20 protein-coding genes are annotated in these 25,603 nt (G+C 39.2%); 8 read left to right on the top strand and 12 right to left on the bottom strand.

The genetic code is table 11. The annotated features are described in order from the left end of the window. Positions 1-8: 8 nt before the first annotated feature. Positions 9-2,807: a gliding motility-associated C-terminal domain-containing protein gene (locus JWR87_RS11920; protein ID WP_297820210.1), complete on the bottom strand. Its 2,799-nt coding sequence runs from the start codon at positions 2,805-2,807 to the stop codon at positions 9-11. Between the two features lie 20 nt (positions 2,808-2,827). Further along, positions 2,828-3,874, bottom strand: coding sequence for an RluA family pseudouridine synthase (locus JWR87_RS11915; protein WP_297820208.1), 1,047 nt, complete (start codon positions 3,872-3,874; stop codon positions 2,828-2,830). A 379-nt stretch (positions 3,875-4,253) separates the two neighbouring features. On the opposite strand from JWR87_RS11915, the gene lipB reads away from it, so the two are divergent. Continuing rightward, complete coding sequence (gene lipB / locus JWR87_RS11910) at positions 4,254-4,991, top strand: lipoyl(octanoyl) transferase LipB (RefSeq protein ID WP_297820206.1); 738 nt, start codon at positions 4,254-4,256, stop codon at positions 4,989-4,991. Between the two features lie 247 nt (positions 4,992-5,238). Here the strand turns inward: lipB and JWR87_RS11905 are convergent, their stop codons facing one another. Both JWR87_RS11905 and JWR87_RS11900 read right to left on the bottom strand, forming a co-directional pair. After that, complete coding sequence (locus tag JWR87_RS11905) at positions 5,239-6,087, bottom strand: hypothetical protein (protein WP_297820203.1); 849 nt, start codon at positions 6,085-6,087, stop codon at positions 5,239-5,241. A 42-nt stretch (positions 6,088-6,129) separates the two neighbouring features. Then, positions 6,130-7,020: a pyridoxal-phosphate dependent enzyme gene (locus tag JWR87_RS11900; protein WP_297820200.1), complete on the bottom strand. Its 891-nt coding sequence runs from the start codon at positions 7,018-7,020 to the stop codon at positions 6,130-6,132. A gap of 81 nt (positions 7,021-7,101) precedes the next feature. Here JWR87_RS11900 and JWR87_RS11895 point away from each other — a divergent pair, with 81 nt between their 5' ends. After that, positions 7,102-8,004, top strand: coding sequence for a sugar phosphate nucleotidyltransferase (locus JWR87_RS11895; RefSeq protein WP_297820197.1), 903 nt, complete (start codon positions 7,102-7,104; stop codon positions 8,002-8,004). 173 nt (positions 8,005-8,177) lie between these two features. On the opposite strand, the gene JWR87_RS11890 is transcribed toward JWR87_RS11895, so the two are convergent. Beyond that, entirely contained in the window at positions 8,178-9,278 is a 1,101-nt protein-coding gene (locus JWR87_RS11890) for a serine protease (RefSeq protein WP_297820194.1), read from the bottom strand. Between the two features lie 3 nt (positions 9,279-9,281). Beyond that, positions 9,282-9,848, bottom strand: coding sequence for a sigma-70 family RNA polymerase sigma factor (locus tag JWR87_RS11885; RefSeq protein WP_297820191.1), 567 nt, complete (start codon positions 9,846-9,848; stop codon positions 9,282-9,284). Between the two features lie 406 nt (positions 9,849-10,254). Here JWR87_RS11885 and JWR87_RS11880 point away from each other — a divergent pair, with 406 nt between their 5' ends. The 3 genes from JWR87_RS11880 (at position 10,255) to JWR87_RS11870 (ending at position 11,196) form a co-directional block, all read left to right on the top strand. Further along, positions 10,255-10,443 carry a hypothetical protein gene (locus tag JWR87_RS11880; protein ID WP_297820188.1) on the top strand — a complete coding sequence of 63 codons (189 nt, stop codon included), beginning with the start codon at positions 10,255-10,257 and terminating at the stop codon, positions 10,441-10,443. A 212-nt stretch (positions 10,444-10,655) separates the two neighbouring features. Beyond that, entirely contained in the window at positions 10,656-10,838 is a 183-nt protein-coding gene (locus JWR87_RS11875) for a hypothetical protein (RefSeq protein ID WP_297820185.1), read from the top strand. A gap of 172 nt (positions 10,839-11,010) precedes the next feature. Next, complete coding sequence (locus JWR87_RS11870; protein ID WP_297820182.1) at positions 11,011-11,196, top strand: hypothetical protein; 186 nt, start codon at positions 11,011-11,013, stop codon at positions 11,194-11,196. Between the two features lie 900 nt (positions 11,197-12,096). Here JWR87_RS11870 and JWR87_RS11865 read toward each other — a convergent pair. Beyond that, entirely contained in the window at positions 12,097-13,002 is a 906-nt protein-coding gene (locus tag JWR87_RS11865; protein WP_297820178.1) for a PIG-L family deacetylase, read from the bottom strand. Between the two features lie 305 nt (positions 13,003-13,307). Here JWR87_RS11865 and JWR87_RS11860 point away from each other — a divergent pair, with 305 nt between their 5' ends. Continuing rightward, a complete protein-coding gene (locus JWR87_RS11860) occupies positions 13,308-15,908 on the top strand; it encodes a BamA/TamA family outer membrane protein (protein WP_297820176.1) in 2,601 nt (866 codons plus the stop codon). Between the two features lie 176 nt (positions 15,909-16,084). Continuing rightward, positions 16,085-18,403 (top strand): hypothetical protein, encoded by a 2,319-nt coding sequence (locus JWR87_RS11855; protein ID WP_297820173.1) that lies wholly within the window; start codon positions 16,085-16,087, stop codon positions 18,401-18,403. Between the two features lie 137 nt (positions 18,404-18,540). Here JWR87_RS11855 and JWR87_RS11850 read toward each other — a convergent pair whose 3' ends face one another. From JWR87_RS11850 to JWR87_RS11840, 3 genes are all read right to left on the bottom strand, one after another. After that, positions 18,541-18,849 (bottom strand): BBE domain-containing protein, encoded by a 309-nt coding sequence (locus JWR87_RS11850; protein WP_297820171.1) that lies wholly within the window; start codon positions 18,847-18,849, stop codon positions 18,541-18,543. 124 nt (positions 18,850-18,973) lie between these two features. Continuing rightward, positions 18,974-19,363 carry a hypothetical protein gene (locus JWR87_RS11845; RefSeq protein ID WP_297820168.1) on the bottom strand — a complete coding sequence of 130 codons (390 nt, stop codon included), beginning with the start codon at positions 19,361-19,363 and terminating at the stop codon, positions 18,974-18,976. 23 nt (positions 19,364-19,386) lie between these two features. Continuing rightward, positions 19,387-20,280 carry an SDR family oxidoreductase gene (locus JWR87_RS11840; RefSeq protein ID WP_297820165.1) on the bottom strand — a complete coding sequence of 298 codons (894 nt, stop codon included), beginning with the start codon at positions 20,278-20,280 and terminating at the stop codon, positions 19,387-19,389. Positions 20,281-20,537: 257 nt separating this feature from the next. On the opposite strand from JWR87_RS11840, the gene JWR87_RS11835 reads away from it, so the two are divergent. Further along, positions 20,538-21,485, top strand: a complete 948-nt coding sequence (locus tag JWR87_RS11835; protein ID WP_297820163.1) for an SGNH/GDSL hydrolase family protein — start codon at positions 20,538-20,540, stop codon at positions 21,483-21,485. Between the two features lie 258 nt (positions 21,486-21,743). Here the strand turns inward: JWR87_RS11835 and JWR87_RS11830 are convergent, their stop codons facing one another. Further along, on the bottom strand, positions 21,744-22,733 hold the full coding sequence (locus JWR87_RS11830) for a DNA/RNA non-specific endonuclease (RefSeq protein ID WP_297820160.1): 990 nt from the start codon (positions 22,731-22,733) through the stop codon (positions 21,744-21,746). Positions 22,734-23,020: 287 nt separating this feature from the next. Further along, positions 23,021-25,219, bottom strand: a complete 2,199-nt coding sequence (locus JWR87_RS11825; RefSeq protein WP_297820157.1) for a DUF5916 domain-containing protein — start codon at positions 25,217-25,219, stop codon at positions 23,021-23,023. Positions 25,220-25,603: the final 384 nt, after the last annotated feature.

The following is a 25,603-nucleotide window of genomic DNA, read 5'->3' as shown; positions in this document are numbered from 1 at the left end:
TTTACCTTTTATCTTAATAATGTAATACTCCCTGACTTTTTTTCATTTTCCATAAGATCCTGGTTAAAGAGTGTAAGCGTATAGTAATACGTGGCTACGGGCAGATCAGCTCCATTAAATCTGCCATCCCAAAAGTGCTGGTAATTCTTCGTATTAAAAACAATTTGCCCATCTCTATTAAAGATTGACAAGTGATAATTACGAGGAAAACATTTTATTGTCGGTCTGTAAACGTCATTAATTCCATCACCATTAGGAGAAAAGGCATTGGGCATTTTAATGTCGCAGGCGCACAACTTGTATGTCACGGTGATACTATCGCTGTAAACACATTCATTGGCGGTTGCTTTGGCCCAGTACATTCCGCTTTGGGTAGCGGTATAAGCGGAATCCCGGGCACCTGTACTCCACCTAACGGAGGCACCGGGGTAAGTGGCTTTTAATAATAAATTGAAACCATTACAAATAGTGGTGTCTCTGCCAAGATTAAAAACAGGTAAGGGCCGAACTGCTACCGTCACATCTGTTTTATGGGTGCATCCTTTGTAATCAGCAGTAAGGCTATATGTGCCTGACTTGCTTATGAGACGAGAGTAGCTTGTTGTACTATCGTTCCAGGTAATTGCAGTACCGGGATTTGGGTTAAGAGTTAGCATATACCCAGATCCTTCGCAAAAGGAAGTATCGTTTGGTAATTCAAAAAAAGTGACAGGATTGTTTGAAACCTCTATTGTATCTCTTACCCGGCAACCTTTTACGTCTTTCCCCTCAACCCAATACTGGCCGGTAGTTGAAGTGGCATAAGTTGACGTAGTATCGCCCGTACTCCATTTCCACCCGGTAATATTTGTGGAGGCTTTTGGTATTAGGGTGTTTGCCCGCAAGCCGCACAATAGCGTGTCGGAACCGAGGTTAACGGTAAACGGGTCTACTCGCATTACGACCACTGTGTCCTTGTTTTTACAACCCTTAGAATTTGATGCTTCCAGCCAATAAGCACCGGGTTGGTTAATGGTAATATTTGATATGCCTTTTTGACTGGTGCTCCAATGGTAGTTATTACCTGTTTCGAAATTAGCGGCAGTAAGTATTAAACTGCCACCAGTACAAATGTTTGTGTCAGCACCGAGATTTGGCTTAGCGGGAATAGGGTTTACAATAAGTTTGATAGTAGTATCGTATGTGCAACCGAATGCATCATTAACATGATAGGTGTAAGGGAATGTGCCGGAAGTCGGGGGAGAAATTAATGCAGTTGTATGGTATAGTGAAACTAAACCAGGAGCACCTACCCACACCTGACTAACGGCAGGAACAGTGTAAGTTTCGGCATTAGGGAGGATTGATTTTTTGAACTCGACCCTCCAGTTGAAGACAAAGCCATTGTCTATGGCTTGTTTGTCGCAGATTTCAATTGTCCATTTACCATTAAGTGGAGTGCCTATTAGCGAAAGCATCGACTCTTCTGATTTATAACTGCCCGCTGGCAAGTAATAATGATTGGTTATTATTTGGCCTGCATTATCAGTATAGCTATAGCTGTGCTTGCTTGCCTCATCCCACATAGTTGCGTGCTGGGGAGCATTGTTGAAAAAATATTCGAAACCTTTCCCCCTCACCTTGGCAAAGTTGTTATCAGTTGGATCTCCCCATAAAGACTCATCTACCGGCTCACCCAAAAAAGTTCCATCGTTTGCACTGCCCTCTACTGTGGTTTTTAAAAATACTTTTGCTCCATTAGGTGCCTCAATCGAAATGGTTATATCGCCAAGGTAAGAATGCTCCATATTCATATAAATGCCCTGAAGGTCATTTAAATTTTGAAGGGTTTGGTTAGGAGCAAATTGCTCAATTACAATACTACTGGTAAAACACTGCGGGGGGTTATCAGGCAGGAAAACAGAGTCGCCGGAAACTGGTAAGGTTACAAATGAGCCGCCCGAAGTAGTCACTGTTGCCTGGCCATTAATTAAAGCTGCAGGTTTTAGGATAGCAGTATCTAATAAACAGATGTAAGGTGGAGGCAATATGTTGAATACCGGCTTTAGGCTTGTTCTTACCGGCATTCGTATAGGCTGGTTATTGGTACATCCGTTAGAATCTGTTATTGTTAACCTTGCATAATATCCCCCGGCAGAAGTATATGAATGTTTTACGGAACGCAAGTTCGTTCCGGTAGTATCCTTTCCATCGCCAAAGACCCAATGAAAGATTGAGGTGCGGTCATCCTGGTGATAAACAATATTATTATCAGCAAATTTTGTTTCTACCGAAAAGCTAACGGAATCACCAAAACAAATATTTGTATACCCGGCAGGGTCTTTGGCCGGCAACGAAAAAGTGTTTCCGGAGATCATTTGTTTACAAGGAAATATGCACCTGACGACTGCTTCCCATCCGCTTCTTTCTTCAGAACCGTTTGATACAAACCTGAAAGTTATACAACCACTTGTGTTGGAAAGCGATGGGGTATAGGAAAGAGAATTTTGAATACTATTTGTGAATGTATCAATAACGGTAGCGTCGATGCTGTTACCATCATAAGAAAATAAGGTGTCTCCGGCAGCAATACTTATTGAAGTAAAAGACACCTGTATTATTTTATTGCTGGTTCCGGAGCAAAAAGTAACAGTATAGTTTTCGTTTGGGTTATAATTACCGCCAGGGTCGGAGTCGAAAAACTTTCCGCTACAAGTTGTTACGGTAGCCCCACTTGTAAAACCCTGATCTAAAAAATACGACTGTCCCGATAATTTATTAGTAAAAATTAGTAGAAAGAAAAAGAGGACAAAAAGAAGGTTTTTCATTGTGGAAAGAAGAAGGCATTTTATTCGGTACGTCCTTTTACATATTTCCGCCATTTTTCAATTACCTGTTCTATATCATCAGCAAGGGGAGCTTCAAAAAACATGTCTTCATTTGTTACCGGGTGTTTAAAGCCAAGGGTAAAAGCATGAAGCGCCTGGCGATGACAGATTTCAAAACAATTGTCCACAAACTGCTTGTACTTCGTAAAAACAGTTCCTTTCAAAATCTTATCTCCACCATAGGTGCTGTCAGCAAATAAGGTGTGCCCAATGTGTTTCATGTGTACTCTTATCTGGTGTGTACGACCTGTTTCAAGTACACACTCTATTTTTGTTACATAATTAAACCGTTCTAAAACCCGGTAGTGTGTAGTAGCTTCTTTGCCGTGTTCTCCTTCGGGGTAAGCTTCAAACAGCTTACGAAAACGTTGGTTTCGTCCTACGTGGGCGACAACTGTACCTTCTTCTTCGTCAAAGTCACCCCAAACCAGCGCTATATATTTTCGCTGTATCGTATGGTGAAAGAACTGTTTTGCCAGGTGCGCTGCTGCCTGTGCTGTTTTAGCCATTATAAGCAAGCCACTTGTATTCTTATCAATTCTATGTACAAGACCATATCTTGGAAGCGAATTTTCGTCAACCCCCGGATTCTGTTGCTTCAGATAGTAGGCCATCCCGTTCAGCAATGTGCCCGTATAGTTTCCGCTCCCAGGGTGTACCACCATTCCGGCTGGCTTGTTTATAATCATTACTGCATCATCCTCATACACAATGTTTATGTCCATTGGCTCCGGAACAACATCTGTTGATTCTGGATGATCTGTAGAATAAATGATGAGTTCTTCAAATGCTTTTACCTTATAATTCGCTTTTACCTGGTGTCCATTAACTGTTATAAGTCCGGCCTCAAGTGCTTGTTGAATTTTATTTCTTGTCGCCCCCTCAATCCTGTTCATCAAAAACTTATCAATTCTTATTGGTTCCTGTCCTTTGTCGGTTTTTATTACGCGGGTCTCGTATAGTTCTTCGCCGCTTTCGTCACGCAGCAATTCATTTTCCTGGTTCATAGTTGCAAAGGTAAGGCGCACCAATAACGAAACACTTTTCCTAATGCATAACTCAAATTGACAGCCTTTATTGTGGTGCATTCCATTCAATCCCTCGCTTTTTTAAAAAATTTAAGTCTAATTATATCAGGGTTTTCAGCAGTAACTTTTCATAGGGGCATTGTTGTGTCACTCACTTGTACTCCAAACCTATATTAATCTTTGATCAATGTTGTTTAGGTGGGCCACACTTTCAACACTGATACGGCCCGCGTTTGTGTTATACGTTCCACCTAAAAAGACCCGTATTTTTTAGTTGTGCCACATCTTTAAGTGTGGCACAACTTGCTGAGCAGACCTTCTTGAAACACTGCCCTGTATAGTTTAGCTTTGCCAATTCATGAAACAACTCGTTTTATTTAAGGATTTAGGAAAAGACCAACCATACAAAGAAACCTGGGATTTGCAGGAGCGTATGTTGCAGCAAAATTGTGCAATTAAAGCCGCCGCAAGAGGTTTAGAAAATGAAGATCGTAAAGAAGCTCTGGCAAATCAATCAACAACCAATCATCTTCTTTTTGTAGAACATAAGCCAGTGTATACTTTAGGTAAAAGTGGCGATATTAGTAATGTCTTAATTAATGAAGATGACAGGCAAAATAGAGGAATTGAGTTTTTTAAAATAAACAGGGGAGGAGATATTACTTTTCACGGAAAGGGCCAATTGGTGGGATACCCCATATTTGATCTCGAAAAATTTAAAACTGATATAGGTTGGTATTTACGAAGCCTTGAAGAAGTTATCATTCTTACAATGGCTGAGTACGGACTAAAAGGCGAAAGAAGTAAAGGCGAAACAGGGGTATGGATCGCACCCAATATCGAAGGCAGCGAAAGAAAAATTTGCGCAATGGGCATTCGCTGCAGCCGATGGATCACGATGCATGGTTTTGCATTCAATGTAAACACCAACCTTGAATATTTTAATTATATTGTTCCCTGCGGCATTCAGAATAAACAAGTCACCTCATTGCAAAAAGAACTAGGTTATGAAGTGCCGATGCGCGAAGTCAAAGAAAAAGTGAAGGCTAATTTTGAAAAGGTTTTTGATGTGGAAATACAAGCTGCGAGCTTTTAGCTACAAGATTACGAGCCTGAAAATTGTTTGGTGCCCGCTATCGGTTGAAAGCTACAAGCTCGTCATGAAAAACTTAAAAGGTAAATCTTACAAGTTGCACCAGATTTAGCAAAAGCCTTGGTTTCGAAACTTGATGGTTTTAAAAATTAGGGGCTCACAAACCGCAGCTCAAGCTAACGCAGTTTCCGGCTAACCAATAATACCGCTCACGAAGCTTGCGGCCTGCGGTTCGTAGTAATAGCTGTTCCTAAAATTCCTTAGGTACAAACAACCTGTTTTTTTCTTTGAGTTTGTTGTCCTCGTATAGTTCAAATAGAAACCAGCCGGAATGAATGAAATTTGATTTATCAAGAATTAACGGCGACTCTTTTACCATCTGAATTTCAAAAAGGGCAGTACCGTTTTCTTCAAAAAATTTTACGTTGTATTTCTTTTCATTAACCTGCGGTACAGAAACATTTATATAACCGTCCCTGGTGATATAAATGTATGAGGACGTTTTGAAAACTTCTACTACTACATACGGGCTGACGCCAATTACAGAGTCATTAATCGAATAAATGGTATCCTTCGTTTGTCGTACAATGCTGTCTCTAAAACTCCTGAATGCATTTACAGAAAGCTTTTTAAAAATACTGTCTTTTATCTTTATAGATATAATTCTCTTATCACCCGGAACTACATTATTGAAGGCACCGTTTGTTAAATCTCTTGCATTTCCCAGATCTCTTGAATTGTCTGTTGTTGTAACAGCTACTGATGTAGCACCTGTAGCTCTTTTAGACCTTGTAAAAAAGTACGAGCCACCTTCGAGTACGTAAAAGATTCTGTAGAAAGTACGACTAGTTGCCGGGCGTGGATCTGTGTAACCATTTTGAGGTAGTTCGGGAGAAGTTGCCGAATACACAGTAGAGAAGTTTTTTAAACTATCATATGATCTTTGAACGTTTAGCTGCACCATTCGCAGATAGGGGTTTTTCCAACTAATGGTTACTTTGTCTCCCCTTTCGGTAAGTGTAAATTTTGGTAACGTATCCTGGCTAAATGCCCTGCCTGCTATAAACACTACAAGTATCAGGCTAATGACTTTTTTCAACTTCTTTTAATTATGGCGGCAAAGATAATGGGTGAAAAATAATTAAAACACTAAGACTTTGTTAGCTAAACTCTTGTTACCCTGCAGGCCTCCGCTATGTATCATAAGCAGTTTACTTCCCGTTTGAAACCGATTATTCTCCACCATGTCTTTTATAGCATAAAACGTTTTACCTGTGTAAACGATATCTAGTGGTAATAAGTGTTTATCATAACTGTCGTTTATAAAAGTTATAAGTTGGTGCGGGTGCTTTCCGTAGCCTCCAAAATGGTATTCGTGTTTTATTTCAAATGTTGCTTGGGGATTTTCGTTTTTTAGTAAATCCTTTATTTGTTGCTCGATAGCCGTATTCCCCTTCATAGAACTAATACCCGTTATTGACTGACCCCGGGAACTGCCAAGTATTAATCCGGATAACATTGTTCCGGTTCCAACAGCGGCAACAATTTGACTGTATGAGCGCGTGTCGACTGTTTTTAAAATTTCGGCAGCGCCTTTTGCCCCTGTTATACCATAGCCACCTTCATCTATCCAGAACCAATCGTTATTTGAGAATGATTGTATTATCTCTTCTTTTCTTTTGTACTGGTCTCTGCTTACAAAATGCAGCTCCATATTATATTCTATTGCCTGTGCAAGTGTGTACGACAACACTGTTGGTTTTTCGCCCCGTATGATACCAACACTTTTTAGACCAGCCTCCCTCGCTGCATAAGCAGTGGCAATAATGTGATTAGACCAGGCTCCACCAAATGTTGCAACAGTACGCTTTTGCTCAACCTGTGCCTGGACCAGATAATATTTTAGTTTGAACCATTTGTTTCCGCTTACCACTGCATCGATTTTGTCCAATCTTAAAACATCTAGTGAAACATGTTTGTCTGTAAGCCATTTTGCTTCTATAGGTTGAATCTCGATTGAACGTAAATCCACTGGTATCGTTTTTGCAAAAATGAACAATTTATTTGCTGCATGAGCAGTATAAATTAGTTTCGCAAAGTTTAAAAATTCAGTATGCAACCAACATTAGTGATTTTAGCGGCAGGTATGGCAAGCCGGTATGGAAGTATGAAGCAGATTCAGTCGTTTGGTCCTTCAGGAGAGACTATCATGGATTATTCTATTTATGATGCTATTCGAGCAGGGTTTAAAAAAGTTGTTTTTATTATCCGGGAAGACTTTGCAGAAAATTTCAAAAGTATTTTTGAACCAAAGCTCAAAGGGAAAATTGAAACAGATTACGTTTTTCAAAGTTTACAATCGTTCCTGGGTGAACGGCAGGTTCCGGCAGAAAGAACAAAACCATGGGGAACAGCACATGCAGTGTTGTGCTGCAAAGACACTGTGAAAGAACCTTTTGCAGTAATAAACGCTGATGACTTTTATGGCGCAGACGCTTTTAAAAAAGCTTACACTTTTCTTACTACAGAGGTTAGTGAGAAAGCTCAATGTATTATTGGGTACCAATTAAAAAAGACGCTGAGCGAAAATGGAAGCGTTAGCCGTGGTGTTTGTGAAGCAGATGAAAACAATGACCTGATCTCGATAAATGAGCGTACAAGCATTTACCGGAACGAGCAGGGGAAGATTACATACGAAGACGAATCAGGCTTACATGAGGTAAGCGAAGACAGTCTTGTAAGTATGAATTTCTTTGGTTTTTCACCGGCAATATTTCCCATCATTGAAAAACAGTTTCAGGAGTTTTTGGATGAAAATATAAGCAAGCCTAAAGCTGAATTTTTTATTCCTTTGGTTGGTGATAATTATATTAAATCGGGTTTAGGTGTTATTAAAGTTATTCCAACTGATGCGCAGTGGTTTGGTGTTACTTATAAAGAAGATGCCCCCGGTGTTCAAAAAAGTATTGATGCGCTGGTTCATTCAGGCGAATATCCAAATAACCTAAACGCTTAAACGAACAGTGTAATTACGATTTTAACTGCTGAAAAAATTACGAATGTACAAGTGTGCGACGCAACGAGAGCTACATTTGTAAGTGATGTTAGGTACAAAGAAATACTTGTTTTAAATAAAAATCCTGCCAGATGAGCAGGATTTTTTATTTATGATTTGATTAGAAAGAATGCTTACTTGGTAAAGCTTTTGACCATGAAAACACAATCCTGTATCTGTTTAATCTGTTGCACTCTGTCTAATCCTTTTAGATTGGAAACAGACGATACTTTTAAATTTTGATAAGTTGTATCTACTTTCTTAAGCGAGTCTATTGCCTGGTGTACATTTCTTGACTTTATAGCGAAAACCACTCCTTGGGCTGTAGGCTGAGAAGTGCTCAAGATACCTATCACTTCACCGTTTCTATTGAAGACCGGGCCGCCACTATTACCAGGGTTAGCGCTTACGGCAATCTGGTAACTAATGGTATCGCCGTTATAACCTGTCTTGGCACTCATATAACCCTCATTATATACGATCTCATCTTTTGGGAAGCCAAGGGTATAAATAGGCTCTCCTAAATCTGTTGCCCCTTTGCGTATGCGATAAGGCAAGCTTGGAAAGGATTTGAAGTCTTCGTCGTCGATCTTCAAAATGGCAAGATCTTTAACATTGTCAATATGAGCGATAATGGCTTTAAACTCCTGTCCCTTGTTATTCTGAACCAGGATAGTGGAAGACCCTTTCACCACATGAGCATTGGTAACAAGAAATCCGCTTCCGTCTATAAGAAAGCTGGTGCCGCCATTAAGCGCTTTCTCGTACATCGGAACTTTTGACTTCAACTCATTCAACTGCTTGCTCTGCACATTATAGCTGTGCATCACCTGGTTAATCTTGCGGTTTAGTTGTACAATATCACCCTTATTAGCAGGAGTAAAATAAGTTACCAGGGCACTTATGACTAAAGCAGTAACGCTAGCTATAGTAGCTGCAATTCCAATAACTTTCTTATACCTCTTCCATAACGGAACCACTTTTCCTTCATCAGTAGTTGTGGCAGAAATTACTCCCGCCTCTTCGAGGTTGTTGTGAACTTCGTGAAGATGGTGTTTATATTCCCGGTTTTGGCCAAAAGCATTTATTTGGTTGAGGAACATATTGTGTTCAACGACCATTTGGTCTACCTCTGGGATGGTCTGGCGCAACTGCTCAAATGCCGCCCTGTCTTCGGCATTCAGCTCACCTTTAAGGTATCGCTCAGTGGTATCTAATAGTAAAATGTCGTCCATTAGTTATTCTCCTATATTATATTGCGAAAAAAATAATTTTTTCAATCTAAGCAAACACTTGTACTTCTGATTTTTAGCATTGTCTGCATTGGTGTATCCAAAAGTGGTAGCAATGTCTGTCATATCTTTCTTTTGCAGGTAGTATGCTTCCAACAAACTTCTGCAAGGTTCTCCTAAGCTTCCAAGGGCTCTTTCCATTATAGCGAAGTCTGCACTTAGTTTTTCCTGGTATTCCAGATCCTCTTCAACCGCAACAGTTTCTTCAAGACTTTCAACCTGCGTGCTGTATCGATTAAGGTGTTGTAGTCTTTTAAGCCAAAGCCTTCTGCAAATGCTGTAGAGATAAGTTTTGATTTGGCAGGTTAAAACGAATGAGTCAGTTTTTGCATTTTCGTATAAAACAATCATGGCCTCCTGAAAAATATCTCTCGCGTCGTCGTATGTTCCATTATTATTTACAACAAATGACTGAACCATATTGAAATTGCTCTTATATATCGTCTCTATAGCCTTTGCATCACTTTTTGCCAGCCCCTTTAGTAATACTTGTTCGTTAATTTCGGCTTTCACAGATGTTTTATTTAATACCGTTTTGTTTTTAAAGTAACCCAAACGAAATCTTAATGATTTCAAAGATATTAAGTGGCTGAGGTTGCGACGAAACAATTTGATCTAAAGTCTGTATCTGGTATAAAAAGACTTTGAAGTGGGCAATAAAAATAACAGTTGGGCTGTCTTCTTTAGCTATTTCGCCGTACTTTAATAGAAAAACAAGGTGTATGCTTTTCAGACAACCATTTGTTCTTATGTAATAGCAAAAAGAAATATTAATTGTTGCGGTAAAGCAAGAAACTCGCCAAAAGCAAAGGAATAACTTGTCTTTATAGAGATGTAAATATTATTTTTAAAATGTCAGGTTACCTTTTTACGTTGTTTGTATTAAACTGTAATTACAAACAAACAAAATAAAGGAAAAATGAAAAAGTTATTATTCGTATTCGTATTAGGCGCATTTGCAGCTTGTGGTGGTGGAGAATCAACAACTACTAGTGACTCTACATCTGTATCTACTGATGCAACTTCTGGTTCTTCTACCGGAACTATGAGTACTGATACAACTGGTGCTGGTGCAATGAGCACAGATACTACATCTATTGCTCACTAATCATTGAATTAAAATCGGCGACTATTCTGGCTTACCGCTTGCTTAAGTTATAGCTGATTAAGATTATATTTTTGCAAGCAATTCTTAAGAGCCTTCCCGAAACGGAAGGCTTTTTGATTATTAAAAAAAAGAAATAATTAAAGGAGAGGTTACTTTTAATTATTGCTTGTATTAATATATAATTCAAACATTAACAACAAAATCAAGAAACAATGAAAAAATTACTTTTTGTATTCGTATTGGGTGCATTTGCAGCTTGCGGCGGTGGAGAATCAACAACTACTAGTGACTCTACATCTGTATCTACTGATGCAACTTCTGGCACAATGAGTACTGATACTACTGGAGCTAGTGCAATGTCTACTGATACTACTAGTATGAGCACTCCTCACTAAAATATTTGTTCTTCTGTTTTTGAATATGTGTGTAAGCTTGCTACGGCAGAAGTAAAAATTTTTATTTGGCAAGCAATCGTTACCGGCCACCCTAAGTTGGGGTGGCTTTTTTTTATTTTAGTCTCGATATCCCTGGCCCAATTTTCCATACTCCATCTAAGAAAATTAAAAAATGAAAAAGCTTGTATTATTCTTTTTAATTCCTGCCTTTGCTTCTTGTGGTAATAATAACTCGGCAGAAAACCCGACTGCTGATACAGTAAAAATCGACACCTCTTTTTCTGGTCACGTGCTTACAGATACTTCAACGGGTACTATTATGAATGCTGATACAACTGGTATGGGTGAGGCGAGATAATTTGCTCCTCTTAAGACTCGCTACAGAGTAACATTGAAGGACACCTCCAAAGGCATAGCCGCAATATTTATCTTATGCGCCTTAGCAACTCGCTGCTAGTGGAGGAACGCAATATTAGTAGCGGAAAATAAAAAAAGTGATAGGTAATAGTTGAGCCTATCACCTATCGTAGTTAGTAATATGAATACAGGAAATAGAATTTTGAAATTAAATTAGCGTGCATTTAGTAAGACCTAGTAGTGCTTCCATTCTGATTGGGTAGACTATGGCCTGTTATAACTTTTTTAAATATTAGTTATTGCATTGACCTAAAACATACCATAGCACTATAAAAATAAGTATTGTACTAAAACATCCACCACCAAGTTTTTTTGCTCCGTATCCTGCTATTAAGCCTCTAAATATGTTGTTCATGTGTTTTTTATTTAAAGGAGATTACTTAAAAATTGTGCCATAAGAATTTTGGAGATCCATATTATCAATGCAATGAGTCTGATTTTTTACGCTTCCTTTTTTCGTTGCATACAAACTTTCAAGGTTAATGTCAGGAATAGTGAAAAAGTATTTAATGGATTTTGAACACAAGGGATTTTTGTTTTCGTCAAGAGTCTTTGTAAAACGACAAAATAGAAAGATGGTTATTTCCGTAAAATTATTAGACAATCAACTTACATTTTTATTAGGAGGTGGGACGTTAATGTGATGGAAGATCAAAATGGATTTCAGTTATTTTTTATTTAAGCAAGACCGAAACTTTGAAATACAGAAGTGGGAAATAAAACTTGAGTCTTCTGACCAAATTGCGATGATTGAACAGGAAGCCTTTTAGTTTGTCTTGAAATTCGGCAGGCTAATTTTAAACTTTAGTTGTGATGTTGAATGTGCATTCGGGCTAGACATCTAAAGTTGTGCAGTTGTAGATACCAGCATCGGAAAGAGTCTTTTCTTTTCTTCATCATTAGGTTGCGCGCCATATTCGCAAATTTCAAAAGCCTCTGCATTTTTAATTGTCGCAGCTTTATCCTTACCATACCATTTTTCCAAAGATTGCCTTACAGATGGGTTTATTTCCGCCGCTCGTCTTTGTCCCAGCCACTTTTCCCGATCCTGTTTATTAGCTGGCACTTGTTCAAGGAAATGCCCTATCCATGGAAGCCATTCATACATCTGCGATTCGTGTGCGTCCATTGCATGAATTTTTTGAGCAAAAACGGGCGTTATGTCTATGGCGATATCGGGGCGGAAAGGATTAGGTTTTTGAAAACGATCCTGGAAGTATAGAAAGACCGGGTTCTTTTTTAGTGCCGGTGTTTCAGGGGCTACATTAGGTACTGCAACCATGTACGCGGCGTCTTGCACCAGCACTCCCGTATATCTATGATCCGGGTGGTAATCATTTGGCCTGGGGGCAATAACGATATCAGCATCCCATTCTCTTATTTTTTTAATTACCTGCATGCGTACTGCCAGTGTAGGCAACAGTTCGCCGTCATGATTGTTAAGTACATCATATGCTACGCCAAATCGTTTCCCAGCTTCTTGTGCTTCTGCAAATCGTCGTTTTGCCAGGGCCGTCCCTTTCATTGTCTGATGACCCGCATCTCCATTGGTTACAGAAACAAACTTTACAGCGTATCCCATTTTTGCAAAAATGATAGCAGTGCCGCCTCCACCCATATCACAATCATCGGGGTGGGCGCCAAACATTATAATTCTTAACCGGTCTTTTTCCTGCCCGATAGCAGTGCAAAAATTAAATAGCACCAGAATTAGGGCGCATGATAAATGGCTGTAGGTTTTTTTCATATGCACAAGCTTTTGATGAAGATAAAAAATTAAAGAGAGAAAAGCCTGGCCAGTTAGACTTTCGTTTAATCTTTTAAAATGGAAAACAGTTTATTGGTTATCCCAAATTAAATGGTAAAAAATTAGCTGTGTAATTTTTTTGAAATTCGCTCAACTCCACTTCGAAATGCTTCGCGCATGATTAGGTTTCGTGCTGGCCTTACAGCACATGCCTTCCACATAAGATTTACGCCTTTTACAACTCCTGTAAGCCGGTTTTATCTTGAAAAGATTGGATATGCAAATTAAAAATTTTACTTTAAAATATGATCAAGATACATTCAATAGCTAAAGACATCGTGAAATACCTGGCGATGTTATTTCTATTGTCTTTATCATTTAAAACAGATGCCCAGCCCACCAGTACAGCAAATGATAGTATAGATGTTGCGATTGCTCCAGCTTATGACGAAGTGAATAAGTTTCACCGTTTTTGGTTGGGGGAAAGTTATCGGAAGTTATGGGCGGTGCCAGTGAGAATGCAGGTCTTTCATTTATCGAAAGAAAAAGGAGGACTAACCATACTTCAGAGAGGTGGAGGATTACAAACTAAATCTTTACGGCTTAAAGACCCGAGAGGAAGGCAATGGGTACTGCGTTCTATCCAAAAATATCCTGAGCGGGGATTGCCGGAAAAATTGAGAAAGACGGTTGCTAAAGATATTTTACAAGACCAGGTTGTAACTGGTCACCCTTATTCAGCGTTAACGGTACCGCCGTTTGCCAGGGCACTTAATATTCCACATTCAAATCCTGAAATTGTGTATGTAGCAGACGATCCTGCGTTGGCTGAGTACCGTGCCGATTTTGCTAATTCTGTTTTACTGTTTGAAGAACGAGAACCTGTAGACACCATAAGGACTGACAACTCAGAGCGAGCCCGACAGGAACTGCGCGATGATAATGATACAAGAGTTGATCAAAAGTTAGTTTTAAGAGCAAGGCTTCTCGATATCTTAATGGGCGATTGGGACAGGCACGATGACCAGTGGAGATGGGAGAGAAAGAAAGATAACAATGGGATGATTTATAGTCCCGCACCTCGTGATCGTGATAAAGTGTATTATAACACATCTGGTGTGCTGCCCTGGTTTTTAAGCCATCAGTGGCTTAAGTCGAATCTGCAGGGATTTAAGGAAGATATAAGAGACATTGGAGGATATAATTTCAACAACAGGTATTTTGACCGCTACTTCTTAAACAGTTTAAGTAAGGAAGACTGGAAGGAACAAATTAAATATGTTCAGGATAAAATTACGGATGGTTTAATATCTGAGGCAATACGATTATTACCCGATACTATTTATGCCCTTTCGGGAAAAAAAATCGTAAGAACGTTAATAGCCCGTAGAAACAACTTAGAGCAAGATGGCTTGAAATATTACCAGTTTTTGTCGAAGTACGTTGATATTCCCACTTCTGATAAGCACGAACTTTTTGACTTGGAAAACAAGAGCAACGGGGACCTGGCAGTAACTATTTATAAGACGAAAAAAGAAGGAACTAAAGGTGGAATTATTTTTATCAGAACTTTCAATCCCGCAATCACCAGGGAGATCAGGTTATATGGTTTTGGGGGTAAGAACACTTTTACTGTAAGGGGAACAGGGAAGTCACCGATAAAAGTACGAATGCTTGGAGGTGCTGATAAAGACAGTTTTCACGTAAGTAGCGAGGTTAAAAACAGAAGTAACATATACATTTACGACCAGTTGAATAAAGAAAACTATTTACCTGGTACCCGCAATGCAAAGCTTCGTATCTCCACAGATAGTTCGGTTTACCATTTTGAAAAACATGCTTTTAAATATGACCAGTTTGGTCCTGTAGTGTCGGCAATATATAACCTTGATCAAGGGGTGCAATTTAGAGCTGGAATAATTTATCAAAAGCATGGCTTTAGGAAAGAACCTTTTGCTGCACGACATGAAATATTTGGAAATTATTCAACTGGGAGAAAGGCTTTCATGTTTAGTTATTTAGGCGATGTTAGAAAGGTGTTTGGAAAAACCGATTTATTGATCAATGTCTTCTTAAGGGGACCTGAGAATATTAGTAATTTTTATGGGGTTGGCAACGAAACGGAATTCATTAAAACCAAGGCTAAGGGAATTACTTTTTATCGAAATCGTTATGACTATATAAATGCTGACATAAGATTGAAACAAAACGTTAGTCGTCACCTTAAACTTAGTGCAGGAATAGCTGCTCAATATTATGCTAGTTCTAAGGAAGACAACGCTAACCGTTACTTATCGACCTACCACGCCAGTCATCTGGTTGAAAATATTTTCTCGAAACGATACTATGCTGGTCTTGTAGGGGGAGCTTTATTAGATACAAGAAACAGACTTGTGCTTCCTTTTAAAGGAGTGTACTGGTCATCTGAAATAAGAGGAATGCACGAAATAAGGGGGGATAAAAAATCGTACGGACGTGTTGCATCTGACCTAAGTGTTTTTATGCCTGTTTTTGGAGATTCAAACCTGGTAATTGTTAACCGGCTATTAGCAGGTACAACAATTGGCAAGCCGGCATATTTTCAGCAGATGCAATTAGGAGGTATACAAAACCTGAGAGGCTATCACTCTCTTCGTTTTACAGGCAAGTCAATGTTTTATCATAGTATACAGGCGCAGTTGAAGCTGTTTGACTTTAACTCATACCTGGCGCCCGGAACAGTTGGTCTTATTGGTTTTAATGATGTAGGGAGGGTTTGGGTACCGGGAGAGTTGTCGGACAAATGGCACGACGGATATGGAGGTGGTTTATATGTTGTACCGGCAGACCTCGTTTTGATACAAGTAGTAATCGGACATTCAATTGAAGGGACACAACCTTATATAACTATTGGAGTTAACTTTTAAAAAATCTTATGGCTTAGGCGCCATTTCGTATTAGCATTCTTACAAAATGTTGCCATTATTATGTGGTACAAGTGAGTGACACAACGAAAGTTGAAGTAAAGAATTCTGCTGGCTCCCATACAAGATTATCAGAAAGTTTATTGGTACTAACTTAAATTTCCGCAGAGGTAGACGCAATGAGAATTTATAAACAAAAGTCAAAGCCGTGGATCACTGAACAACACTTTCAGTTCAATCCTTCTTTTGGCCCCTATGTTCGTTTTCTGAAAGAGAAAATGGATCGTTCACTTGATATAAGGGTAAAATTCTATCGCTACCTGATTAAGAAATTTCAGCAACACCTTTCTCTGACTGTTCCCTTTGAAGATGTAACGATACTTGAGCAACATGACGAACTAATTCAATTGCTGGTAATGTCATTAGTGCCACTGTCTTCCGGTGCCGAAAGTTGCCCTTTTGCCCTGGCTTTTTTACAGCCGAGTTGTTTATTTTATTATTCTGATACTTTTAAAAAAACGTTTATAGAAGAACACATAGAGTTTAATACAAAAGAGGATGAAGAAAGTTATTTAAGATATTTTGTCAGGCTGATATTGGACCGCTGTTACAATATAAAAACCGACGATACCCATAAAATAATTAAGCAGGTAAAAAATGAAGATGGAGATATAATCAAGCATTTGCAGATGACAGTAGAAAGCAGCTTTATTGAAGTACATGCGAGTGGCCCGCTGCCACCGTTTAATGCAAGATGGACTAAAATATTAAATTTGAGTGGAAGCGACTTTTTAACTGCTTTTAAAAAATTTCCGTCAGAAAAATTTTGGCTGGAAGGTTTTTGTATGATATCTATTGAAGATGTCAGCAAAGAAATGGCGGTGGCTGAGTTGAAGAATGCAATTATCAACATGCCCATGGTGTCGATTGGCGAAACGGTAAACGTTGTTGAAATGGCAATAGGTGAACTTGTTAATGACTCCAGGATCAGGATCGGCATTACTCCTTTTTTTAAATTAAACGGAAGAATTGTATACGACAGTTGTTTAATAACAAAAGGTGTTGGCATTTCGTCCATAGAAAAGGGGATTAAAAAGGGAATTGATATAAACGAGACTTACAAAAAGTTGTCTGATAACCCCGAGCCTTACATTTTTTCCAACATCGACAAAGATTTTGTTACCAGCAGGGCTTCGATAACCGAATTGGGTAAGCAAGAAATTAAAAATTACCTGGTACTTCCAATTGTGACAAAAAAGGATGGACTATTGGGCTTATTTGAATTAGAAAAAGAAAATATTTCAACAGAAGCTATTGACGTTTTACAGCCTGCCATTCCCCTTATAAGAGATCTTTTATATTACATGATTGAAACGCTGGATAGTAACATTAATAGAATTGTTAAGGAAAAGTATACTCCCCTGCAACCTTCTGTTGAATGGAAATTTCACGAGGCAGCATGGAATACGCTTCGCAATAACGGAGATGACAAAAACGCTGATGCTGTTGAAGATATCATCTTCCCTGACGTTCATCCTCTTTATGGTGCTATTGATATCAGGGACTCTTCTGTTGAAAGAAATATTGCTTTAAAAAATGATTATAACAGTCAGTTAGTAGCTACAGTTGAATTGCTTAACAAGGCTTCAGAAGCAATTTGTTTACCCCTGTTGGATAGTATTAAATTTAAGTGTGAGCTTTTCATTAATTCGATAGATGATTTAATTACTACAGAAAAAGAAATAGAAATTGTTGAGTTTTTTGAGAATGAAGTGTTCTGCTTTTTTAGATACTTATCTCAACATAGTAGTGGTTATGAAAAGGATATAGCCGGTTATTTTGCGAAGACCAACAAGCATCATGGGATTTTTAACAGCAACCTGAATGCTTATGAAATTAGTATTGAAAAAATTAACAAAGGCATTGTGGAGTACCTGGAAGAGGAGGTAAAGAAACAACAAGCTATCTACAATTTTTATTTTGAAAAATATAGAACCGATGGGGTGGAATACAATATTTACATAGGCAAATCTATTGTTGCTACAAAAACTTTTGATCCTATTTATTTGAAGAATTTAAAGTTGTGGCAGCTTACAACAATGGCTCATATAGCGAAGCTAAATTACGAGCTACAGGAAACGCTGCCTCTTTCACTTTTCACCACTCAACTAATTTTGGTTCAGTCGCAGCCCATTGATATTTGTTTCCGGAAAGATGAACGTCGCTTTGATGTAGAAGGTTCAAGCAATATAAGGTACGAAGTACTTAAAAAGAGAATAGATAAGTCGCGCATTAAGGGCACCTCTGAACGCCTTACTCAGCCACATACCATTGCAATTATTTACTCAAACGCTTCTGAGGTTACTGTGTATTTACAGCACATTCATTATTTGCAAAGTAAGAAGCTGCTAACCGAAGAAATTGAAAAATTGGAGCTTGAAGATTTACAAGGTGTAAGCGGACTGAAAGCTTTGAGGGTAGGAGTGAAATACGATTAAGGTTCGGGGTGTTAGTTGTTTTATGCCGGTATTAGAAAAAAGTAAAGCCCCAAAACAAACTCGTTTTGGGGCAATTTGTTATTATAAACTAAGTGCAAATTTTTGTCACAATCGTTTGAATTGGTCAAAGAAAGTTTTTAGGAGGGAAGAATATTATTGTTTAAACGGAAAAAGTTATTGGGATCATACTTGCGTTTTATCTGTCTCGATTTTTCATAGTTTACCCCATAAGCATTTTTGACTCTTTCATTATCATCACTATCGAGATGGTTAACATAGACTCCTTTACTAAAGGGTTCTATCTCTTTCCAAAAATTCCTGGTCCAATTAATATTACTTTCATCCTCCTCCGCTTCCGTCCATTGGCTTATAATATCTACATCCCATTGCTCACATCTATGTACAAATGCTGTTTCTTCTACTGGAACCCCTGGAGGCCTCACCACGAATGTGAAAAAATAGTACAGGCGAATAAGGCGAAGGGAGTTTAACTACATTCCTGATAAAGATGTCAATAAGCTCATCAGAAATTTGTGTGAAATAGCCTGACTTCCAATATCTCCTCATGCCTTAAGGTGTGGCAGAGTCAAAAAGGGATGGCAACTGAGTATAAGGCATTTCACCTACAAGGTCAGCTATAAAAGTTCCAAAGGAGCGAAGCTTAGCAAGTTGTTCTTCACCTTCTTCTAATGGCCCTAACCAGGTAGGTAAAATAAAGGTAACAGGCAGGCCATCAGGGGTTACCAAAAGGCCGGTATAAGTAATGATCTCGCTCGATGTATTGCCGATGTTATCTCTATAAAATTGCAACATTTCTTTTGCCTGATCCATTGGGTATAAGATCAGGCTGGCAAGTATGTTCGGACCGACGGGGTGCAACCTAAACCCAAAAAGAGTGACAATGCCAAAGTTGCCACCGCCGCCGCGAATAGCCCAAAACAAATCTGCATTACAGTTCATCAAATAGTTGATAGCTTCCGGCTCTAATTAAATTGAGGCATTTGGCTTTGCTCCATGTATTTTCTTACGTTAAGTCCCATGTTTTGTTCCATAAAACTTATCCAGGTTTCATCATCTATATCCACTGAATTTATCCAGTCTTCATCCGATGCAGCCCCTCTCCAGGTGAGTAGCGGATTGGCATCGGGACCGGCTGGATTTCTAAAACTGTTTGTTCTACCTGTTACCATATCATCTATCACCTCCGCAACCACTGATGGAGTAACGTGATTTTCGAGAGAAGCGGCAAACAAGGACATGAATCTTTTAAGGTTAGGGTAAAGCATCTTTTGGGGATAAGCATTTACTTTTCTAAAAATGGGGGTCTCGATTATACCTGGTTCAACAACCGCTACTTTTACATTGAACGGTTTCATTTCCTGCGCCAATGACTCACTGAAGGCTTCTACCGCCGCTTTTGAGGCAGAGTAAGCGCCGTGAAAATTGGAATACACTTTACCTGCAACAGAGGTTACATTTATGATTGAGCCACTTCTGCGTTCACGCATGATGGGTAAGACTGCTTTAATACAACGAACTGTTCCAAAATAATTTGTCTCCATGTCCTTTCTTATCATCTCGATCGACAATTCTTCGACTGACCCAAAAGAACCTACTCCTGCATTATTAATTAGCACGTCAATTACGCCTTCATCGGAAATAACCTTGTTAACTGCGTTTTGTACAGATTGATCGTCTAACACATCTAATGGCAATATCTTGATGGGTAATTTTTCTGCATCTACAAGCTGTCGTATCTGCGGACAGTTGGCAGGAGTGCGCATAGTTGCATATACCATATTTCCATTTCGTGCAAGGGCTTCGGCGGTTGCGAAACCAATTCCTGTACTACATCCTGTAATTAAAATAACGGGCATTGTTATAGATTTTTAATGAATAAAATATTTAACACAGCCTTTAAGGAAGTATTTTGGGGCAGGCTGCAATGGTGGAGAGTAACAGTAATTAAGATAATTTAAATAAATGAAGTTTCATAACGAAGTGGCTTTTTCATCTCCGCTTGTTTTCTTTAAACATCATTTCATATATTTTCCTATTAGTTATAGATATCCTCTCATTTAATAACTGATGCAAAAAAGCCTTTAATAACCCATTGAACCAAACTAGTCTAAAAATGAACAAAAGCATTAGAGCAAGTTTAGTAATCGTATTGATTGTCTTTCAACAATCATTGTCTGCCCAATTAGCGCCCGGTATTAAACGTATTTTGTTTTTAGGAAACAGCATTACCTGGGCCGGTAATTATGCAAATTATGTTGAGGCATATGTAAACGTTCAATACCCCGGCGCGCAACTAGCGTTTATTAATTTGGGATTGCCAAGCGAAACAGTATCTGGCTTGTCAGAACCAGGACATGCAGGAGGTGCTTTTCCCCGGCCTGACCTTCATGAAAGACTTGCCCGTGTGCTGGAACAAACAAAACCTGATTTGGTGTTTGCATGCTATGGAATGAATGATGGCATTTATTTACCACTGCATAAAGACCGCTTCCAAAAGTTTAAGGACGGAATAAACTGGCTACATAATGAGGTAGAAAAAACAGGTGCCCGGATCATTCATCTTACTCCCCCTGATTATGACGAAGTAAGGGGGAAAAGTGTAGCGTATGCAGCCGTTCTTGATAGTTATGCAGATTGGCTGTTAGGTATGAAGCGCCAATTGAGATGGGAGGTAATTGACATTCATTACCCGATGAAGAAGTACCTTTTGGCACATCGGAAAGTGGATGAACAGTTTCATTTAGACGGATTTGCATTAGCACAGGATGGTGTACATCCGGGTGAAACAGGACATTGGATTATAGCGAGGCAAATTTTAGCCTATTTAGGATTTAAAGAGATCGAACGTTCCGCAGGAATCATTGAAAGTTTGAAACAAATGAAAAATGCACCACAATATGTAAAACTTGTATCGGAGCGACAGAATTTAATGCGGGATGCATGGCTGACAGCAACAAAACATCTTCGCCCGGGATTACCAGTTGGTCTTCCACTGATTGAAGCGCAAAGTAAATGGGCGGGGTTACAGCAACGGATAGATTCTCTTATCAACCCCAGGTAACCACTATTTTTGACTGCATTGTTTTGTTTAAAAGCAGGCAAGCCCTTGGCGGGTTTTTAATGGGTTTATAATAAAGGCTACTAATTTTTGGACAGGCTTTCGAATCTCTATTAAACATTGTTGCGTCGCATTTCGTTCGTCTGCAGTACTACTATTTAGCTCCCTATAAAACCTGCAAGGTCATCATATATATTACGCGTTTTAAAAGCGCTTTATATAGAGGTAAAATTAAAAGCAGATAAATTTGCAAAAAAAGTTTTAGAGCTTAATTTTTTCGAACTTGAAGCTCAGAGGACTGTCTTTCAGACTTAGTTTTCCAAATGCTTCCCTGCTTATAGGAACCTCCACTCGCTTGAAGATGATTTCTGTAGACTCTTCTTTTGTGTAGGGCTGGTTAATTGCAGCGAGGCCGAATTTAAAGCCAGTTACCTTTTCAACGAAGTCTATTCGTACCTGGTATGGTTCGCCGCTTTTAAAGGTTTGAAAAAAATCATCTTCCGGTATAGCCTTAGTTACTGTAACGCCTCTAGCATCTTGCTTTTCGTCTACTACAAAATTAAATTTGCGTAGAATGTTTTCCTGGCTCATAATAAAAGCAACGGCCGTTAATTTTTCTGACCTGTTTCGGTAAACAACGATTTTGAAAAAATGACAGGGGATTTGCAAAGGCTTACTATCAATTAAATCAATGTAAAATGGATCACTGTTTAAAAGAACAGGGCCTGCAAAAACAGTCACTTTTCTGCCATCTTCACCCACATTTTTGGTAAATCCTTTTACAATATAATCTTCCAGGCTTTTCCATGCACCCCTGTTTAGGCTATGGTGCTGAGGCACGCAGTTTGAGAATCTCATAGTTTCATCGGCAGCTTGTTTTGCAGTAGTTATATCTCCCCATTGAGGATCCTGGAATTTAGCAATGTGCCCTTTGTCAAAATCGTTTGCTGATTTCCCCTTGAAAAAATCATATAGCTCATCACCTACCTGAAATTCGTCGGCGATGTTTGTGTCTCTTGTAAAAGCAATCCTGTCTTTAATCTCTGCATTCCATTTAGAGCCATCAATATTGGTGGCGGCAAAAAAGGCGAATTTCCTGCTTTTATTCATTACAATACTAAAGTGGGTGTACCGTAATTCAAATATTTTAGGATCGCTTTTTAAAGCAGCTCTTAATTTTTTTTGTGCAGTTGTTAAAGTAGGTAACCGAAGGTTTATGCCCGAAAGAAATTTAGTTTGATAACCTTTCATAAACAGCTTTTTTTATAAAGAGTTGACTAACAATATAACGGATTTACTATAGAAGAAAGAATGTTTTGAAAATGATTGAAAGTGTGATGGCTCTTATACAACTTGATGCGGCCAGTAAAGCTTGCGGGCTGGGCGGGTTGCCTGTTGCAATAAAGTACAAGGGTGCGACGCAACGAAAGTTTAAAAGACATTGAAACGTTGGCTACCTAAAACCATTAATTCATCTACAAACTTCAGACACAATTCAAATTGCGCTACTCATTACTAAGTCAGTAAATCGGGTCTTTTTACAAATTCCACCAATACGTCCACTTCAAAACCATTGCACGATTTCTTATTGAAAATGGAGCTGGAAGGTAGTTGTCGGTATAAACAAAGAAGATGTCGGAGGCTGGTTTATATCGCCATTGAAAACGGGTATTGAGGTTGAGGTTATTTTGCTGATTGTTGTATTGAACAAATGTTGTGAAGAACAATTTGTTTGTCAAAGTTACATCTACGCGGGGGCCCACTAACCAAAAGGTGCGTTGGTTCCAGGGTTTGGGTAAATTTATATTATTGTAACTGGTACTTAATGCAAGACTTACATATGGTTGAAACCGATAACCCAAATCGGCAGTAAGGTTAAGTCTTGTACCTTTTGCATAATACCCGCCATACCGGCTTGAAAACGCATAAGTAAAAACACTTTGCGGCTTAGAGACAAGGTTTGTTCCCCAGGTATTCCAACGATGCGTGCTACCACGGGCTAAGGTGTCTTTGGTGAAATTAGTTGGATCGAAAGGCTGTAATAATTGCACATAGTCGTATGACAGAAAAGTGGAAAATGTGCTTTGTTTCCTGGTGGTGAATGAATAATTGATGAAAGCCTCGTCATCGGTTCTTTTTCCGGAAGTATTAAAATACGAAAGGTAAACCAGTTGGGGTCCGTGGCTCAAAATTCTGCCACCCTTTGGAAAAAAGAAATATCCGGCAGTAGGATTAATCTTTATATAGCCCCGTCTTGGAACATATCCAACCTCTGGATTGTAGTTTTTTCCTACATATTCGTGTTGCCATGATAACAGCATTTTACGACCTGAATATTGTAGGTTTCCTGCCTGTACAAAGTCGTCGCCCGAACTGCCCGGAGTAAACGACTTCAACATCATCGCCTTACCGGTAATCTTATTGTCTGACGATGCAAGGTTATATTCGAGGCCGATATTACGGTTGTATTTTGAGTAAGTTGGCTTTGTTGGATCTGCTTCGGGGTGATAGTCTACGGACTCCTTATTAATGAAAATAACGCCAATATTTGATCTTGAAAAAACGCGGCGCTGTACAGAAGCAACTGTGAAATTTTGAGCAGGTAAACCGGTGTTATCAACTCCGCCTGTTTGCATATTCATTGCTCCAACTCTCCAGTTCTTGTCGGGCTTGCCGCTTAGTCTTGCCCCAAAACGGATAGGCACTCCAAGCCCAATTCTGCGGGAAAAGAATGGTCGAATGGATGCATAACCAAAGTTGGCAAAAAGGTCGCCGTTTTCTAAAAAGAACTGCCGCCTTTCCGGAAAAAACAGTTCGAAACGGTCAAGGTTGGTAACTTGCCGGTCTACTTCTACCTGAGAGAAATCAGGGTTGACTGTAAGGTCTAAATTAAGTGATGAAGTCAATGCAATCTTAGCATCGACACCAATGTCTTTGCGGTATGTTGAAGGAGAATTACCCTCGTGACTTTTTGTAACGCCGGCAAGTCCATAAGGAATTAGCGAAATGTTTGAGCCGGCAGAAGGTGGCGGTTGATCCCAGGCAAGAATACCTGAATAGGCCAGTGAAGCTGTAGGAAATTGCCTTGGCACTGGTGCCCATGAACTTTTTTCGGATGTCTTAAGATCGAGCCTGCCAAAGTTAATGCCCCATTTGCTGATGTCTTTTTTATAACGGATACTTTTAAATGGGATTGCTAGTTCAAGTACCCATCTGTCCTTATTATTTTTTACCGCCGACTTCCACTTGTTATCCCAGTTAAGATCAACTGCGCTTCCGCCATACATCATGCCGTCCCACTGGGCACCGGCAGCGTTTGTTCCAAAAGTAAAACCATTCGTCTGGTCATCAAACGGGTCCATAAACATGATGAAATTATCATTCTTGACAAAGTTCCAATCATTCCTAAGCGACTCTACGTAGTTTGGTCCTGCAACAGCCTGAAAACATTCGGCAACAAGGTATAGGTTGTTTTGGTCATAAGCCATTCGCACCTGCGTAACTGCTTTTGCAAAGCTGGTATCCATCGGTAGTACCATAAAAAAATCCTTAGCAATTGCCGCATCCTGCCACGCTGCCTCATCAATTATTCCGTCAATTTTTATGGCCGAAGTTGCTTTGCGAATATTTAGCTGGTATGCTTCATTCTTTTTTTGAGCGTGAGAGGTTTCGTATATGGCACTAAGAAATATTACAAATGCAATTCTTTTGTAAATGGAGGCATAGCAGTTTTTCAAAGCAAACGTATTTCACGCAAAGTACTTATTAAGTGAATTACAGTTGTGAATGCTACAAGTTTTTTGGTATCAAGCATTCGTAGTGCTTGCAACATTGTTGTGTCACTCACTTTTACTATATCTTTTTAATTTGGCGACTTAATTCGTTGCCGTATCATTTGTTTTTTTAAGTAAGACCAGGCTAATTAATCGGACCCGGTTGGGAAAAAACAGGAATGTAATTTTTTGAACAGCCGGCAGATATGTGAATAAAAGTGTTTGTGTTGCTTGTTTATTTGCCTTTTCGTGGGTATTCAATTTGTCGTGAACCAGCAAATGTTATCAAACGCCCCCATTCTGTTTGTTTATCCACAGTAGTGCATCACTCACTCCTTTCGCTAAACG

Origin of the sequence: Segetibacter sp. (assembly GCF_025963695.1) — a bacterium.
Taxonomy (GTDB): Bacteria; Bacteroidota; Bacteroidia; order Chitinophagales; family Chitinophagaceae; genus Segetibacter.
The sequence above is the reverse complement of the archived record's forward strand: the minus strand, read 5'-3'. Positions and strand labels throughout refer to the sequence as shown.

What these genes read in the sequence shown, in the direction of transcription:
- JWR87_RS11920 (WP_297820210.1), bottom strand. Translation starts at nt 2,807, where the DNA reads ATGAAAAACCTTCTTTTTGTCCTCTTTTTCTTTCTACTAATTTTTACT.
- JWR87_RS11915 (WP_297820208.1), bottom strand. Translation starts at nt 3,874, where the DNA reads ATGAACCAGGAAAATGAATTGCTGCGTGACGAAAGCGGCGAAGAACTA.
- lipB (WP_297820206.1), top strand. Translation starts at nt 4,254, where the DNA reads ATGAAACAACTCGTTTTATTTAAGGATTTAGGAAAAGACCAACCATAC.
- JWR87_RS11895 (WP_297820197.1), top strand. Translation starts at nt 7,102, where the DNA reads ATGCAACCAACATTAGTGATTTTAGCGGCAGGTATGGCAAGCCGGTAT.
- JWR87_RS11890 (WP_297820194.1), bottom strand. Translation starts at nt 9,278, where the DNA reads ATGGACGACATTTTACTATTAGATACCACTGAGCGATACCTTAAAGGT.
- JWR87_RS11880 (WP_297820188.1), top strand. Translation starts at nt 10,255, where the DNA reads ATGAAAAAGTTATTATTCGTATTCGTATTAGGCGCATTTGCAGCTTGT.
- JWR87_RS11875 (WP_297820185.1), top strand. Translation starts at nt 10,656, where the DNA reads ATGAAAAAATTACTTTTTGTATTCGTATTGGGTGCATTTGCAGCTTGC.
- JWR87_RS11870 (WP_297820182.1), top strand. Translation starts at nt 11,011, where the DNA reads ATGAAAAAGCTTGTATTATTCTTTTTAATTCCTGCCTTTGCTTCTTGT.
- JWR87_RS11865 (WP_297820178.1), bottom strand. Translation starts at nt 13,002, where the DNA reads ATGAAAAAAACCTACAGCCATTTATCATGCGCCCTAATTCTGGTGCTA.
- JWR87_RS11860 (WP_297820176.1), top strand. Translation starts at nt 13,308, where the DNA reads ATGATCAAGATACATTCAATAGCTAAAGACATCGTGAAATACCTGGCG.
- JWR87_RS11855 (WP_297820173.1), top strand. Translation starts at nt 16,085, where the DNA reads ATGAGAATTTATAAACAAAAGTCAAAGCCGTGGATCACTGAACAACAC.
- JWR87_RS11845 (WP_297820168.1), bottom strand. Translation starts at nt 19,363, where the DNA reads ATGAACTGTAATGCAGATTTGTTTTGGGCTATTCGCGGCGGCGGTGGC.
- JWR87_RS11840 (WP_297820165.1), bottom strand. Translation starts at nt 20,280, where the DNA reads ATGCCCGTTATTTTAATTACAGGATGTAGTACAGGAATTGGTTTCGCA.
- JWR87_RS11835 (WP_297820163.1), top strand. Translation starts at nt 20,538, where the DNA reads ATGAACAAAAGCATTAGAGCAAGTTTAGTAATCGTATTGATTGTCTTT.
- JWR87_RS11830 (WP_297820160.1), bottom strand. Translation starts at nt 22,733, where the DNA reads ATGAAAGGTTATCAAACTAAATTTCTTTCGGGCATAAACCTTCGGTTA.